Genomic DNA, 15,422 nt, shown 5'->3' with positions numbered 1-15,422 from the left:
AATGCGTCACAGTTTACGCGAGTTCTGCAAAGCACTCTTCGATGATCGCCAGACCTTTGTCCAGTTGCTCATTCGGTGCAGTCAGCGGCACCAGGACACGCAGGACGTTGCCGTAAGTGCCGCAGGACAGCAGGATCAGACCCTTGTCACGCGCCTTGGCCACAACCGAAGCCACTGCTGCTGCATCAGGGGTGTGGGAGCCGGCTTTGTCGAAGACTTCAACAGCGATCATCGAGCCCAAGGCACGTACGTCACCGATGATCGGGTGCTTGTCCTGGATCTTGCGCAGGGCGGCAACCAGACGCTCGCCAACTTCCTGGCTGCGCTCCAGCAGTTTCTCTTCCTCGAACACTTCGATCACGGCCAGGGCCGCGGCGCAGGCAATCGGCGAGCCGGCGTAGGTACCGCCCAGGCCGCCCGGGGCGATGGCATCCATGTACTCGGCCTTGCCGCAGACACCGGCCAGTGGGAAACCACCGGCGATGGACTTGGCGAAGGTGGTCAGGTCAGGCGCAACGCCCATTTGCTCCATGGCGAAGAACGTACCCGTGCGGCCAGCGCCGGTCTGTACTTCGTCAGCAATCAGCAGGATGCCGTGCTGGTCGCACAGCGCGCGCAGACGCTTCATCAGCTCTTTGGGAGCCGGGATGAAACCACCCTCGCCCTGAACTGGCTCGATGATGATCGCGGCGATGTCGCGTGGCTCGGCATCGTTCTTGAAGATGCGCTCGATGGAAGCGATCGAATCCTCGACGCTCACGCCGTGCAGCTCGTTCGGGAAGATGGCGCGGAAGATGCCGCCTGGCATCAGGCCCATGCCGGCCGAGTAAGGTACGACCTTACCGGTCAGGCCCAGGGTCATCATGGTACGGCCGTGGTAGCCGCCGGTGAAGGCGATGACACCGGCACGGCCAGTGGCGGCACGGGCGATCTTCACGGCGTTTTCAACGGCTTCGGAACCGGTGGTGACCAGCAGGGTTTTCTTGGCGAAATCGCCAGGAACCCGCGCGTTGATCTTTTCGCACAGCTCGACGTACGGCTCGTAGGCCAGTACCTGGAAGCAGGTGTGGGTCACTTTGGTCAGCTGTTCCTGAACGGCAGCGATCACCTTCGGGTGCAGGTGGCCGGTGTTCAGTACCGCGATACCGCCGGCGAAGTCGATGAACTCGCGGCCTTCGACGTCAGTGACGGTGGCGTTTTTTGCCGACTCGGCAAAGATCGGGTGGATCTGGCCAACACCGCGTGGAACAGCGGCGACACGACGTTGCATCAAAGATTCGTTGGTCTTGCTCATAATGTCCTCAATTCGCCACACACAAGGTGGCGCGATTCAAGTCGGAGCGGCCGGTATTCAACTGCTGGCAGCATGCGTTGATCGACTGCCGCAGGGGCCCAGGCCACTGGATGTACGGTGTAAAAAGGCCAGCGAGACGTCGCTCTCGCGCCCCGCTGGCAGAGGTAAAGCCTTACGCTGCGATCAAACGCTGATGCACAGGTATTTGATTTCCAGGTAGTCCTCGATGCCGTACTTGGAACCTTCGCGGCCCAGGCCCGAGGCCTTGATACCGCCGAACGGCGAGACTTCGTTGGAGATCAGACCGGTGTTGATACCGACCATGCCGTACTCCAGGGCTTCGGCAACACGGAACACTCGGCTCATGTCGCGGGCATAGAAGTACGAGGCCAGGCCGAACTCGGTGTCGTTGGACATGGCGATGACTTCGGCCTCGTCCTTGAAGCGGAACAGTGGCGCCAGCGGGCCGAAGGTTTCTTCCTTGGCCACGGCAGCGTGCTTGGGTACGTCGACCAGAATGGTCGGCTCGAAGAAGTTGCCTTCGATCAGCTTGCCACCGCTGAGCACCTTGGCGCCCTTGCCGACGGCATCATCGATGTGTTCCTGGACCTTGGCCACGGCCTTGCCGTCGATCAGCGGGCCGGTGGTGGTGCCGTCTTCCAGGCCGTTGCCGATTTTCAGCTTGGCCACTGCGACCTTGAGCTTCTCGGCGAAGGCTTCGTAGACGCCATCCTGAACGTAGATACGGTTGGCGCAAACGCAGGTCTGGCCATTGTTGCGGTACTTGGAGATGATCGCGCCCTCGACGGCCTTATCCAGGTCGGCGTCGTCGAACACGATGAACGGAGCGTTACCGCCCAGTTCCAGGGACACTTTCTTGATGTCCTTGGCGCATTCGGCCATCAGCTGGCGACCGATTTCGGTGGAGCCGGTAAACGACAGCTTGCGCACGATCGGGTTGCCGGTCAGCTCGCTGCCGATGTCGCCGGCGCTGCCGGTCACCACGCTGAGCACGCCAGCCGGGATACCGGCACGGGTGGCCAGCTCAACCAGGGCCAGGGCCGAGTACGGGGTTTGCGATGCCGGCTTGAGCACCATGGTGCAGCCTGCGGCCAGGGCCGGGCCGGCTTTGCGGGTGATCATCGCCGCCGGGAAGTTCCACGGGGTGATTGCCGCAGTCACGCCGATTGGCTGCTTGATCACGATCAGGCGCTTGTCTGGCTGGTGACCCGGGATGGTGTCGCCGTAAACGCGCTTGGCTTCTTCGGCGAACCACTCAATAAAGGAAGCGGCATAGACAATCTCGCCCTTGGCTTCGGCCAGCGGCTTGCCTTGCTCGGTGGTCATCAGGCGGGCCAGGTCGTCCTGGTGCTCGATCATCAGCTCGAACCAGCGACGCAGCTTGCCAGCACGTTCTTTGGCGGTCAGCGCGCGCCAAGCCGGCAGCGCCTTGTCGGCGGCCTCGATGGCACGGCGGGTTTCAGCGGCGCCCATCTTCGGCACAGTGCCGATGATCTCGCCCGTCGCCGGGTTGTTGACCTTGATCGTCTGGCCGTTGTCCGCGTCCAGCCACTCTCCATTAATGAAGGCTTGCTGGCGGAACAACTGGGCGTCTTTAAGCTGCATGTCTGGCTTCCTTAACGGCACCGTGCAGGCACGGCGCGAATTATTGATTGTAGAAAAAGGAGAGCGTTTGAAATCTCAAACGAATCCTAGGATCAACGAGGAGAAAGGACAATAGGGTGTTCGAAAAAAAGAACAAAAAGCGCTGTATGGTTGATTTTTTCGGATCAGCGTCACATATGACCCCTTGAGTGTGCGAAATCGACCACAGCCATTCTGACGATGGACGCCGCCAGCCTAGATGGGTATCATGGCGCCCGCGTTGCACTCGTAGCTCAGCTGGATAGAGTACTGCCCTCCGAAGGCAGGGGTCGTGGGTTCGAATCCCGCCGAGTGCGCCATACAAGACAAAGGCTCAGGTGAATACCTGGGCCTTTTTTGTTTTCCGGGCCAACTGCTCCTACAGGGTTAGAAGGTCTTCGGAAAGCAACGACAGGGAAAACACACGCTGAAAAAAAATTGTTCCAGCAGACCAGCCTGCCGATAAGGCAAAATGCTACTAACTGATTCGCATTCCTGAATCAGGCATCTGGAACACACCAGCGAGAAGGATCTTTATGAAGCGGTTCGCTTTGACCCCGGCCCGGTTGGTCGGGATGCTGTGCTGCCTGTTCGCCCTGAACACGGCACAGGCCAAGGATGACGGTACCGACCCCTCCGTCACTATCGAAAAGGACATTCTGCGTACCGTGGTTGCCGAAGATGGCAGCTACGCCTCCACCCAGGACCTGGTCCTGCTGATCAACGAAGAACGCGCGATCCAGGCCAAGGCCCAGCAATCGCTGTACTACAACCGTACCCTGGAAAGCCTCGAAGTAACCCAGGCCTACACTCAGAAGCCCGATGGCCGCAAGGTGCAGGTCAGCCCCGAGCAGATCAAGGAGCAGCAGGAGCAGCAGTCTTCGCGCGCGCCGATGTTCCACGACAGCCTGGTCAAGGTGGTGATTTTCCCGGAAGTGGCGGTGGGCGATCGCCTGGTACTGAGCTTCAAGAAACAGCGCAAGACCCCGCTGTTCCCCGGCCAGTTCGAAGACCTGGCCATGCCACAGTTCCACCCGACCAAACAGTTCACCCTGATCTACGACCTGCCGAAGAACCTCAAGCTCAATGCCGAAGCCAAGGGTTTCAAGGCCTCCAGCCCCAAGGCCGAGGCCGGTCGCAAGGTCTACCAGTGGGATTACGTGCAGGGTGACAACGCCCGTACCGAGTTGGGCGCAGTAGCCTACTCGGACTACGGCAAGTACCTGGCCGTGTCTACCTTCGCCGACTACAGCGAGTTCGCCAAAGCCTATGCGGCACGCGCCAACAGCGAAGTAACACCAGCCATCCGCGAACTGGCCGAGAAGCTCACCGCCAAGATCGACGACCCGCGTGACAAAGCCCTGGCCTTGGGCGACTGGGTGCGCCGCAACATTCGCTACGTCGCCGTGTACATCGGCGCCGGTGGCGTGGTGCCGCACGCTGCCGACACCGTGCTGAGCAACCGCTATGGCGACTGCAAGGACCATGTAGCCCTGCTCGAAGCGCTACTGGCCGCAGTCAATATCGAGAGCACCCCGGCGCTGATCAACCTCGGTAATGCCTATGCCCTGCCCAAGGTGCCGACCCTGGGCGTGATCAACCATGTGATCACCTACATTCCAAGCCTTGATCTGTACCTGGACTCCACCGCCGAAGCCATCGCCAGCGGTTACCTGCCCGCCCCGGTGCTGGACAAGCCCACCGTACTGGCCCGCTCCGGCAAACTCGGCCATACCCCGTCCAACCAGCCAGGGCTGGTGCGTAACAGCACTACCTACACCGTGGCCAGCACCGGCGCCGCCGACTTCTCGCATGACTCGAAGATCGACGGTTGGGCTGCCGAGATGAACCGCTGGATGATGCGCAACATGCAGCCGGCCGAGCGCGACCTGCTGACCCAGCGCATCCTTGCTGCCTACGGCCAGCGCGGTAGCGGCAAGATCAGCAGCGACGACCTGGAAAACACCGGCTCGTTCAGCATGCAGATCAACGGCCGCAGTGAAAACCTGGTCAATCTGCCCGGCCCGATCGGTGTACCGACCTTGACCAGCCTGGCCGGTGGCATTGCCCAGAACGTCTTCGGCTTTGTCGCTGAAAAGCAGCGCACTCAGGACTTCACCTGCATCTCCGGCATCACCGAAGAACAGGCGCGTTTCGAGTTCCCGGCTGACGTCACCATCCTTGCTGCGCCAAAGCCTGTGACCCTCAAGGACAAGCACTTCGACTACAGCGCCGAATATGCCCAGCAAGGCAACAGCCTGGTGATCAAGCGTCGCCTGGACTTCCACTACCCCAAAGCGGTGTGCAGTGCCAAGGACTTCGAGAAAATGAAACCGACGATTGAAGCCATGCTCAATGACCTGAACAGCCAGGTAATCGTCCAGAAGAGCTGATGTGTCGTGCCCTGCCGCACCTTGTGTGCCGCAGGGTACTGCCACCGTTACGCCATCTATGAAATATTTGGTAAACTCCGCGGCGCCCGCTGCTGCGCCCACGCAAGCGAAAACGATCAAAAGGAATTGTCATGGCAATGGTTTTTTGCCGCGGTTGTGCCAAGGAAATCCATGAAACGGCTCCTAGCTGCCCAACGTGCGGCGCCCCTCAGTATCTTCCCGCTGCAGCTCAACCTGCCAGCCAGCCATCGTACTGGATGAGCATTACCTCGCTTATCCTCGGGATTCTGTGCGCAGTTACTCTCACCGATGACGGCGAATGGGACAGTGACACCCTTTTGGGGTTGAGCCTATTTGCGCTAGCCGGACTGATCTTGGGTATCCTCAGCCTCATCAATAAAAAGCCGGGAAGCAACATGGCGGTAGCCGGTGCGGCTATGTCGGGCATTTCTCTGTTTGTGTATATCGGACTTTCAGTCAATTAATGTAAGGGACAACAAATGAGTATGGTTTTTTGCCGCGGCTGCGCCAAGGAAATCCACAACAGCGCCGTGGCCTGCCCTGCCTGCGGCGCGCCGCAAGCAACTGCGCCAGCCGCTGCAACCGCCGCGCCTGCGCCGACCGGCATCTGGTACTTTGAAGTACTGAAGAAGTACGCCGTATTCGCTGGCCGCGCACGCCGCAAGGAATACTGGATGTTCTGCCTGGTCAACGTCCTGATTGCCATGGTGCTGGGCTTTATTGAAGGTGTAGCCGGTGTCGGCGCCATCCTCTCCAATCTGTACAGCCTGGCAGTGCTGATCCCGGGCATCGCCGTTGGCGTGCGACGCATGCACGATACCGACCGTAGCGGCTGGTGGTTGCTGCTCCCGATCGTCAACCTGATCTTCCTGTGCCAGGACAGCCAGCCAGGCCCGAACCGTTTCGGCCCGAACCCGAAAGGTATCGCTTGATCACAGATTGATCGAGACTCAACGCAAAGCGGCCATCATTGGCCGCTTTTGCATTTTTGCGCCCATGACGTTTTTCAATCACATCGATGCCGCTTTCGCCCTTGCCCTGCGGCCATCTGTACACGATTCTGTAGCTATCTGCCGTCACCCACTCCCAGCATCGCAGAGGCCTCTATGAAAACCGTGGCACAGCTTCTAAAGACAAAAGCCCAGCAGCACCACCAGGTGCACACCATTGGCCCTGACCACATGGTGCTCGATGCGCTGAAGTTGATGGCCGAGAAGAACGTCGGCGCCCTGCCTGTGGTGGAGAACGGGGAAGTGGTGGGGATCGTCAGCGAGCGTGACTATGCGCGCAAGATGGTGCTCAAGGGCCGCAGCTCAGTGGGCACACCAGTCAGCGCGATCATGAGTGCACCGGTGATCACCGTCGACCCGCACCAGAATATCGACTACTGCATGAGCATGATGACCAACAGTCACCTGCGCCACCTGCCGGTGGTCGAGAATGGCGAGCTGCTCGGCTTGCTGTCGATCGGTGACCTGGTCAAGGAAGCCATCGCCGAGCAGGCCAATATGATCCAGCAACTGGAACAGTACATTCGCGGCGACTGAATCAGCGGTATTCGCCCTCCAGCTCATCGAGCTGGTGGTCGAAGCTGCGCAGGCGCGCCGACCAGGTGTACACCAGCACTTCCAGGTCACGGTTGAGCACGGCGGCGCCACGGCCACTGCTTTGCTGCGAATCGCACAAGTCCAGTTGGTAGCGCTCCCGGGCCATAGCGGTCGCCACCGTGGACAACTCACGGGCGTTGTCCAGCCAGTGCCGGCGGTGGTCGTGGGTTTCGCGATCCAGCTCGCGGCATTGGCGCTTCAAGGCTTCCAGGCTCTGCTCCAGCGGCGTGCCTTCAAGCTCGCCCATCACCTCCTGGAAGGTGCGCCCGGGCTGCCAGTAGCTACCCCAGAAATAGCGGTCGAACACGGTTTCGACCCGGCGCAAGGCAACCTTGGTGTTCCAGATCGCCACCAGGGTGCGCCCCTGAGCCAACTGACGCTTGCTGACCCGCAGTTGCTGCCAGGCAATCCACGCCAGCGCAGTCAGCGCCAGCGCGCCGATCACGCCCCCGGCGGCATAGAGAAAAACCAGGGCCTGGCCCAGTTGGTGAGTCTGTTTGATGCCATAGAAATAGCCGACGGTCAGCAGCCCCAAGGCAGTCACGGCGCACCAGAATCCGGCGGCATAGGGATCTTTCATTGGCGCTATCCCCTTGTTGTTTTTTCCTGAGCATAGCAACGCCATTCGCCGGTAGATGTGCCGCTCAGCGATTATTTTCGCGGACGCCTCAACGCCTCGTTGAGCTGGTCGAACGGCTCTGCCCAGTCAGCGTCATCACTAATGCTTTGCCTGAGAAAGTCCCGCTGACTCTCGGTCCAGAAGGGTGCATCCACCAGTTTTATTTCGTTTTTCAGCGGCGAATGACTGGTGATGAACTGGTCGATACTCTGCGCATCGTCAGCCAGGCCAAGCTGTTTGAAGAGCTCCGAAAACGGATGAATGTTCGGTTCCATGCATGACTCCTTGAGGCCAGGCCGGGCATCCACGACGCCAGCCTGGCAGTGGGTTGATCATCAGCACACCTCACGCACTTCGGCGTTTGGCACCAGTTTCAGGTATTGCGCCATGTTCATGTGGATCAAGTGGTCGTGATCACCGGCCTCGACATAGATATCGCCCTGACGGGTCAGGGTCGGATCGACCAGCATCTTGATCGAATACGCATCACCCAGCGCCGGAATCGCGCCACGCTCGCAGTCGCCAAACAGATGTGGCAGGCCGCTTTCATGGGTCATTTGCCATGCGCCAGTAGCGCGCACCTTGCTCATGTCCAGGTGACGGTTGGCCGGCAGCACGGCCATCAGGTAGTTGCCGTGGCGGTCGTCGAGCATGACCGACTTGGCCACCCGTTCAGCAGGCACCCCGGCTGTACGCGCCGACTCAAGACTGGTGGATGAGTGCGGGTGAGAAACAATGTCGTAATCGCAGCCAGCCTTGTCCAGGCATTGCTGCAGGGTTTTTGCCATACGCATGATGCACCTCCGGATACAGCGCCCCCACCTTTGAAGTTTAGGCCGTGCTGCGCCAAGCGGCCGACTAAACTTATTGGACACGCACAGCCCGGGTGAATTCAGGTGAGCGCTCGCTGGTGTCGGCACCTGCTTCTGTTTTTACTACTCGGCGTGCTGACGAGCGGTGTGGCTGCGCCCGCAAACCCTGTGCTGGTGTTGAGCATCAACGACGCCATCGGCCCGGCCAGCGCCGACTATCTTGTGCGCGGCCTGGAGCAGGCCAAAGTGCAGCAGGCGCAACTGGTGGTGATCCGCCTCGATACCCCCGGCGGGCTCGACAGCTCGATGCGCACAATGATCAAGGCGATTCTCGCCAGCCCCGTACCGATTGCCACCTTTGTCGCCCCCGGTGGCGCCCGTGCGGCCAGCGCCGGGACGTACATCCTCTACGCCAGCCACATTGCCGCGATGGCCCCAGGCACCAACCTTGGTGCCGCCACTCCGGTGCAGATCGGCGGCCTGCCGGGTACGCCGAAGGACCCGGCCGCCCCCACCAGTGACAAGCAAGCGCCCAACAGTGAGCAAGACACCCTGACCCGCAAGCAGATCAACGACGCCGCAGCCTATATTCGCGGCCTGGCGCAACTGCGTGGGCGCAATGCCGATTGGGCGGAACAGGCGGTGCGCCAATCCGTCAGCCTGCCGGCCAATGAAGCCTTGCGCCTTAAAGTCATCGACCGCATCGCCAACGACCTGCCTGACCTGCTGCGCCAGCTCGATGGCAAAAGCCTCGAAGCGGCCGGCCAGCCGGTGCAGTTGCACACCGCCAACGTGAGCATCATCGAGCGCGAGCCGGACTGGCGCACGCGCCTGCTGGCGGTGATCACCAACCCGAGCGTGGCGCTGATTTTGATCATGATCGGCATCTACGGCTTGCTGTTCGAGTTCATGAGCCCTGGCTCCGGGGTTGGCGGGGTGGTAGGCGGCATCTGCCTGCTGGTCGCGCTGTACGCCTTGCAGTTGCTGCCGGTGAACTACGCTGGCGCGGCGCTGATCATGCTTGGTATCGCGTTCATGATTGCCGAGGCGTTCTTGCCCAGTTTCGGCGTGGTTGGCTTTGGCGGTATCGTCGCCTTCGTGGTCGGTGCGGTCATCCTGATGGATACCGATGTGCCCGGCTTCGGCATCCCCATCGCCTTGATCCTGAGTCTAGCCCTGCTCTCGGCGCTGTTGCTCGGCGGTGTGCTGGGCATGGCCATGAAAGCGCGCAAACGGGCGCTGGTCAGCGGTGACGCGGGGCTGGTGGGCAGCCTGGCGACGGTGATGGCGGTCAATGACGCTGATCCGTTCATAGGTTCCGTACAGGCACAGGGTGAGCAGTGGCAGGCCCAGTGCCAGACGCCACTGCAGGTAGGGCAATGCGTTCGGGTGATCACTCGCAAGGGCGTACTACTAGACGTCAGCGCCGAGGCCGAAGCGCCGGCGCGAGGAGACTGAAATGTTTTTCGAACTGGGCTTTGGCGCCTTGCTGGCACTGCTGGCGGTGCTGTTGCTGTCGGCGTTTCGCATCCTGCGCGAATACGAGCGGGGCGTGGTGTTCCAGCTCGGGCGCTTTTGGCGGGTCAAGGGGCCGGGGCTGGTGTTGTTGATTCCGGGGATCCAGCAGATGGTCCGGGTCGACCTGCGCACCATCGTTCTCGATGTCCCGCCGCAGGACGTCATCACCCGCGACAACGTTTCGGTCAAGGTCAACGCCGTGTTGTACTTTCGCGTGCTCGACCCGCAGAAGGCAATCATCCAGGTCGAGGACTTTCTCATGGCCACCAGCCAGCTGGCGCAGACCACGTTGCGCGCGGTGCTCGGCAAGCATGAGCTGGATGAACTGCTGGCCGAACGCGAACGGCTGAACCTGGACATTCGCCAGGTGCTGGATGCGCAAACCGATGCCTGGGGCATCAAGGTAGCCAACGTCGAGATCAAGCATGTCGACCTCAACGAGTCGATGATCCGCGCCATTGCCCGCCAGGCCGAAGCCGAACGCGAACGACGGGCCAAGGTGATCCATGCCGAAGGCGAACTGCAGGCCTCGGAGAAGCTGATGCAGGCCGCAGAAATGCTCAGCCGCCAATCGGGAGCGATGCAACTGCGTTATATGCAGACCCTGGGCAGCATTGCCGGCGACAAGTCGTCGACCATCGTGTTTCCGTTGCCGATCGAGATGCTCAAAGGCTTTGTGGATAAGTGAGATCTATCGCGGGGCAAGCCCGCTCCCACAGGGTGCCTCTGTGGGAGCGGCGGTGCGACGCCTCGACTTGCCCCGCGATGCGATCTACCAGCCGCCACCCAAGGCTAGGAACAACCCGATCTGCCCCATCGCCACCTGGGTGTTGGCCGCCGCCAGCTGCGCACGCATGTCAGTGTAGGTGCGGGTCGCCTGCAGGTCCGCAAGGAACGACTCGCGCCCGGCCTGGTAAAAGCGATGGGTCTGCTGCGCCGCCAACTGCGCCGAGCGCTCGGCATCGGCCAGGGCATCACGCCGCGCAAGCAAAGCGCTGTACTGCACAAGGCTGGTCTGGGTTTCGCGAATGGCGTTGAGCACCACGCCATCAAAATGCGCCAGCGCCGCCTGGGTCGAGGCCTCAGCTTCTCGAATACGTGCCCGTGAGCCATTGGTCGGCACATTCCAGGTCAGCAATGGACCAAAGCCCCAGCGGTTGGTTGCGGGCTCTGCGAGGTTATCCAGAATCCCGATGGTGCCCACCTGGGCACCGATGCTGATATCCGGATACAGCTGCCCGGTGGCCACGCCGATGGTTGCGGTGGCCGCCGCCAGGCCGCGCTCGGCCTGACGGATATCCGGACGACGCTTGAGCAACGCGGCACCATCACCCACCGGCAATACTTGGGCGATGTGCGGCAGCTCGGCGCAATCAGCGGTACCGGCCGGTAACTGCTTGACCGGTGTGGCCAGCAACATCGACAAGCTGTATAGCCCCGCCTCGCGCGCGGCCTGATAACGCGGCAACTCGGCGCGCAAGGATTTGAACTGGGTCTGCGAACGGGTCACCTGGGTTTCATCACCGCGCCCGGCATCACGCAGACGCTGGGTCAGGGTCACGCTCTGCTCCTGCAGGTCCAGGGACTCATGGGCGATGTGGTATTCCTCGTTGGCCGCGCACACCTGGGTGTAGGCGCGCACCACATCCGCCACCAGGGTGATGCGGGCAGTATCGGCCGCGGCCTGGGTCGCATCGGCATTGGCCTGGGCGGCCTCGACGCCACGCTTGAGGGTGCCCCACAGGTCAAACTGGTAGGAGGCGCTGATGATCGCCTCGCCAATGTTGGCGACCGGCACTTTCTCCGGCTGCAGGAAGGCTTCGCCAGACTCCTGCAAACGCTGGGCACCCAGCTTCACCGCGCCGTTGAAGCCACCCCGGGCCTCGGCTTCTTCGACCTGAGCGCGCGCCTTGGCAATGTTCGCTGCCGCCACGCGCAGCTCGCTATTGGCCTCCAGGGCCTGGCGTACCAGCTCGTTGAGGCGCTCGTCCTGGTACAGGTGCCACCAGTCTTTGGGCACAGGCGCCGAGACCACGCTGTCGGCGTCCTGGCGCAGCTCGCCCTGCAGGTCGGCGCGCTGGACCGCTGCGTTGTTCGGCACGTGGTAATCCGGCCCGACCATCTGGCAGGCCGACAGCAGCAGGCTCAGGCCGATCAGCGACAGCCGTTTCATTGCCCGTTGCCCTCAAGGATCGACACCGTCGCGGTACGCCCGGCGATCATGCGAAAGTCCGCAGGCACTTCATCAAAGGCGATGCGCACCGGGATTCGTTGGGCCAGACGCACCCAGCTGAACGCCGGGTTGACGTTGGGCAGCAGGTTGGCGCCGCTGCTGCGGTCACGGTCTTCAATGCCGGCAGCGATGCTTTGCACCTGCCCGCGCAGGCGCGTGTTGTCGCCCATCACCCGGATATCCACGGCCTGGCCGATATGAATGCCGGCCAGCTTGGTCTCTTCGAAGTAGCCATCGACATGGTAGGAATCGCTGTCGACCACCGACAGCACCGCCCGCCCGGCGCTGACGAACTCGTGGGCGCGCGGGGCGCGGTCGTTGAGGTAGCCATCAACCGGGCTGCGCACCACCGAACGGTCGAGGTTCAGTTGGGCGGCATCCACTGCCACCTGGGCTTCGGCCAGGGCCGACTCGGCACGGGCCTGGCGCGACTGGCTCTCCTCCAGCTGTTCCTGCGCCACCAGGTTGCCCAGGCCACGGTTACGCCGGGCTTCACGCTGGGCCTGGGCCAGGGTTTCCTTGCGCTCGGCCAGCGTCGCCTGGGCCTGGCGCAGGGCCAGGTGGAAACGGTCCTGGTCGATGGTGAACAGCACGTCGCCGCGCTTGACCACCTGGTTGTCGCGCACCTCGACCTGCTGGATCAGGCCGGAGACATCCGGGGCGATCTGGATCACATCGGCACGGATATGCCCGTCACGGGTCCAGGGCGCGAACATGTAGTACATGACCATCTGCCAGACCAGCACGGTCGCCAGTGTCACTACCAGCAGGGTCAGGACCACGCGGCCCAGGGTCAACAAAGGTTTTTTCATGGCAGCATCAGGTTTCGGCAAAAGTGGTCGAGCGTGCCGAGCAGCACGGCGTACAGCGCAACGTTGAACAGCGCCCGGTGCCAGACCAGGCGGTAGAAATGCACCCGGTTGAGCAGCGCGTGCACCCCCAGGAACAACAGATAGGTGACTACCATCATCACCAGCAGCGTGGGCAGGAACACCCCGCTGATATCCAGATCCCCGATCACAGCGGCGCTCCATCGATGCCGTAAGGCAGTTGTGGCTGATCGTCGGATGGCTCCAGCACCACCTCGACACCCGGCAACAACGCCAGGCGCAGGCCGCTCAGGGCATGCAGCAGGTGCACGCGGGCTTCACCGCTGTCGGCCAGGTCAGTGAGGTTAAGGGCGCGGCGGGCGCGCTCCATGCTTTGCAGCAGCGCTTGCGGTGCGTGCAGACGACGGCGCGCGTCGAGGCAGGCCTGGAAGTGCTCACCGACCTCTTGCACCACCCTTTCCAGCAACTGGCGCGGCTGTGCGCCAACCCGTGGCATGTAGGCCAACAGGTCGAGCAGGTTCAGGCCCACGCGCAGGTCGCGCAGGGCCGTGCCGGTGTCCTGGCCGGTCTGAGTCAGGCGCGGCAGTAGCTGCATCAGCCGGTCGAGCATCTGTACGCCCAGGTGGCGGTGTTCGGCCAGGGTCGCTGGCTGGGTCATGCCAACGATGTCGTGCCAGCTGAAACGGGTCAGGCGTTTGGCCGCCAGTTCCACGCCGAACGGGCGCACCACCACGGTCCAGATAAAGGCAAACAACAAGCCCACCGGCCCGGCCAGGTTGGCGTTGATGAAGGTCAGGAAGTTGGCGTCGTAGGCGCCCTGGATACTGATGAAGGAAGCGGTGTTGACGATGGTCAGCAAAGTGCCCAGGTAGAAGCGCGGCTGCACGGTCAGGGTGCCGACGCAGATGCACGGCACGGCAAAGGCCAGCACCAGCATGGGGAAGTCGTGCAGGTTGGGCAACACCAGGAACAGGTAGAGGCTGGCGAACAGCACCGACAGTGAAGTCCAGAAGAAAAAGCGGTAGATCTGCGGCGCCGGGTCGTCCATGGCGGCAAAGAAGCTGCAAGCCACAGCGGCAAGGATCACCGCACTGCCGCCATCATCCCAACCCAGCAGAATCCACAATGCCGTGGCAGCGATGATTGCCGTGACCGTGGAGAACACCGAATAGAGCATCAGCCCATGGTCGAAAAACGGTGTCAGCCGGCCCAGGCGCCAGTGCCGGTAGACCGCGCGCCAGGGCGACAGGTCTTCACTACGAATCGCGTGCTGCAGGCTGCAGCAGTCCTGCCACAGGTCGACCCACTCAGCCAGGCGATAGAGTGCATTGGACAGCAACAGCGAGGCTCGCTCGTCCAGGGCTGCGGCGCTCGGTTGCAGGTGCTCGATGCGCGCCCGTAGCGCTGACCAGCGCGCCGGGGCCGGGCCTTGCGCGGTGCCTTGCAACCACGCCCGGGCCTCGGCCAGCAACGGCTGCAACAGCTCGGTCTGGGCCGGGGCGCGGCCTTCGAGGGCGAGCAAGGCGTCATCCAGGGCATCGATCACCGGTAGCAGATGGATCATTCGCCCACGCAGCTCGCGAGCGTTCTTCACCGTTTGCGGGCGTGCACCTTCATGGGACAGCTGGCCGATCATCAATTCCAGAGAGTTGAAGGTGACGACCATCGAGGCGCGCAATCCACCGACCTTGTCGGCGCTGGCTTCGCGGGCCAGAAAGGTGTCGCTGTAGCGGATCGCCTCATTGAACCAGTTGCCGGTGGCGCCCACCAGCACCGGGGTCAGGCGCCGCGGCCAGAAGATCGCCCCGACCACCGCTGCGCAAACAATCCCCAGGCAGATTTCCTGGGCCCGCGACGAGGCAATGTCGAACACTGCCAGCGGGTTGTCGACCACTGGCAAGGCAATCATTGGCAAGGTGTACCCGGCGAGCATCAGTGCATAGCTGTTGGCGGTGCGCAGGTGCAACGAGAGAAACAGCAAGGTGCCGGTCCACAAGGCCACGGCAACGGTCAGCAGCACCGGCGCCTGCACCAGCAGCGGCACCAGGAACACCGCCCCGGCAGCGCCGAGCAAGGTGCCTAAGGCGCGGTACAGGGCCTTGGAGCTGGTGGGGCCGACAAACGGACTGGAGACGATATACACCGTGGCCATGGCCCAGTAAGGCCGTGGCAGTTGCATCAGCAGGGCGATGTACAGGGCGATCATCGAGGCGGCGAAGGTGCGTACGCCGTAGAACCAGTCGCGCGCGGGCGGCATCGAGCTGAAAAAACCCTTCACGTTGCCACGCCCGGGCCACGCGGCACGCGCAGGTTGGCCACCAGCATACCGCTGCCGGTGTTGAGTTGCAGTGTGTCGAGGGTCATGAAGGGAGGTTCGAGGCTATATTCATAGTTTGCTAACTATCAATATTCTTCGATCACCGCCCCTGCCGTCAAGCATGGCTGACAGGC

General features: G+C 62.2%; 15 protein-coding genes and 1 tRNA gene. 7 read left to right on the top strand and 9 right to left on the bottom strand.

Annotated features, from left to right (window positions below; all coding sequences use genetic code 11):
* Nucleotides 1-13 precede the first annotated feature (13 nt).
* Both gabT and gabD read right to left on the bottom strand, forming a co-directional pair.
* Nucleotides 14-1,294, bottom strand: a complete 1,281-nt coding sequence (gabT, locus tag M5G17_RS04925) for a 4-aminobutyrate--2-oxoglutarate transaminase (RefSeq protein ID WP_273891908.1) — start codon at nt 1,292-1,294, stop codon at nt 14-16.
* A gap of 183 nt (nt 1,295-1,477) precedes the next feature.
* Entirely contained in the window at nt 1,478-2,920 is a 1,443-nt protein-coding gene (gene gabD, locus M5G17_RS04920; protein WP_273891907.1) for an NADP-dependent succinate-semialdehyde dehydrogenase, read from the bottom strand.
* 261 nt (nt 2,921-3,181) lie between these two features.
* On the opposite strand from gabD, the gene M5G17_RS04915 reads away from it, so the two are divergent.
* The 5 genes from M5G17_RS04915 (at nt 3,182) to M5G17_RS04895 (ending at nt 6,899) form a co-directional block, all read left to right on the top strand.
* Nucleotides 3,182-3,258 (top strand) — tRNA-Arg (locus M5G17_RS04915).
* A gap of 216 nt (nt 3,259-3,474) precedes the next feature.
* Nucleotides 3,475-5,331, top strand: a complete 1,857-nt coding sequence (locus M5G17_RS04910) for a DUF3857 domain-containing transglutaminase family protein (protein ID WP_273891906.1) — start codon at nt 3,475-3,477, stop codon at nt 5,329-5,331.
* Nucleotides 5,332-5,462: 131 nt separating this feature from the next.
* Entirely contained in the window at nt 5,463-5,816 is a 354-nt protein-coding gene (locus M5G17_RS04905; RefSeq protein WP_273891905.1) for a DUF4190 domain-containing protein, read from the top strand.
* A 21-nt stretch (nt 5,817-5,837) separates the two neighbouring features.
* Nucleotides 5,838-6,284 carry a DUF805 domain-containing protein gene (locus M5G17_RS04900; protein WP_273891924.1) on the top strand — a complete coding sequence of 149 codons (447 nt, stop codon included), beginning with the start codon at nt 5,838-5,840 and terminating at the stop codon, nt 6,282-6,284.
* 174 nt (nt 6,285-6,458) lie between these two features.
* The gene (locus M5G17_RS04895; protein ID WP_273891904.1) at nt 6,459-6,899 is read left to right on the top strand and encodes a CBS domain-containing protein; all 441 of its coding nucleotides are present in this window, start codon (nt 6,459-6,461) and stop codon (nt 6,897-6,899) included.
* A gap of 1 nt (nt 6,900) precedes the next feature.
* Here the strand turns inward: M5G17_RS04895 and M5G17_RS04890 are convergent, their stop codons facing one another.
* The 3 genes from M5G17_RS04890 to M5G17_RS04880 all read right to left on the bottom strand — a co-directional run bounded on the left by M5G17_RS04890 (nt 6,901) and on the right by M5G17_RS04880 (nt 8,372).
* Complete coding sequence (locus M5G17_RS04890) at nt 6,901-7,539, bottom strand: hypothetical protein (protein ID WP_045201740.1); 639 nt, start codon at nt 7,537-7,539, stop codon at nt 6,901-6,903.
* Between the two features lie 71 nt (nt 7,540-7,610).
* Nucleotides 7,611-7,853: a DUF2789 domain-containing protein gene (locus M5G17_RS04885; RefSeq protein WP_273891903.1), complete on the bottom strand. Its 243-nt coding sequence runs from the start codon at nt 7,851-7,853 to the stop codon at nt 7,611-7,613.
* A gap of 60 nt (nt 7,854-7,913) precedes the next feature.
* On the bottom strand, nt 7,914-8,372 hold the full coding sequence (locus M5G17_RS04880) for an aminoacyl-tRNA deacylase (protein WP_130262265.1): 459 nt from the start codon (nt 8,370-8,372) through the stop codon (nt 7,914-7,916).
* A 102-nt stretch (nt 8,373-8,474) separates the two neighbouring features.
* On the opposite strand from M5G17_RS04880, the gene M5G17_RS04875 reads away from it, so the two are divergent.
* On the top strand, nt 8,475-9,848 hold the full coding sequence (locus tag M5G17_RS04875; RefSeq protein WP_273891902.1) for an NfeD family protein: 1,374 nt from the start codon (nt 8,475-8,477) through the stop codon (nt 9,846-9,848).
* Nucleotide 9,849: 1 nt separating this feature from the next.
* On the top strand, nt 9,850-10,596 hold the full coding sequence (locus M5G17_RS04870) for a slipin family protein (protein ID WP_273891901.1): 747 nt from the start codon (nt 9,850-9,852) through the stop codon (nt 10,594-10,596).
* A gap of 84 nt (nt 10,597-10,680) precedes the next feature.
* Here M5G17_RS04870 and M5G17_RS04865 read toward each other — a convergent pair whose 3' ends face one another.
* From M5G17_RS04865 to M5G17_RS04850, 4 genes are read right to left on the bottom strand one after another with little or no spacing between them, the layout of a single operon-like run.
* Nucleotides 10,681-12,081, bottom strand: coding sequence for an efflux transporter outer membrane subunit (locus M5G17_RS04865; RefSeq protein ID WP_273891899.1), 1,401 nt, complete (start codon nt 12,079-12,081; stop codon nt 10,681-10,683).
* Nucleotides 12,078-12,953: an efflux RND transporter periplasmic adaptor subunit gene (locus M5G17_RS04860; protein WP_273891898.1), complete on the bottom strand. Its 876-nt coding sequence runs from the start codon at nt 12,951-12,953 to the stop codon at nt 12,078-12,080. Before M5G17_RS04860 ends, M5G17_RS04865 begins: the two co-directional genes overlap by 4 nt.
* On the bottom strand, nt 12,950-13,162 hold the full coding sequence (locus M5G17_RS04855; protein ID WP_273891897.1) for a DUF1656 domain-containing protein: 213 nt from the start codon (nt 13,160-13,162) through the stop codon (nt 12,950-12,952). The genes M5G17_RS04860 and M5G17_RS04855 overlap by 4 nt, the downstream gene beginning before the upstream one ends.
* Nucleotides 13,159-15,249: an FUSC family protein gene (locus tag M5G17_RS04850; RefSeq protein WP_273891896.1), complete on the bottom strand. Its 2,091-nt coding sequence runs from the start codon at nt 15,247-15,249 to the stop codon at nt 13,159-13,161. The genes M5G17_RS04855 and M5G17_RS04850 overlap by 4 nt, the downstream gene beginning before the upstream one ends.
* Nucleotides 15,250-15,422: the final 173 nt, after the last annotated feature.

This window comes from Pseudomonas rubra, from assembly GCF_028656935.1.
Taxonomy (GTDB): Bacteria; Pseudomonadota; Gammaproteobacteria; order Pseudomonadales; family Pseudomonadaceae; genus Aquipseudomonas; species Aquipseudomonas rubra.
The sequence above is the reverse complement of the archived record's forward strand: the minus strand, read 5'-3'. Positions and strand labels throughout refer to the sequence as shown.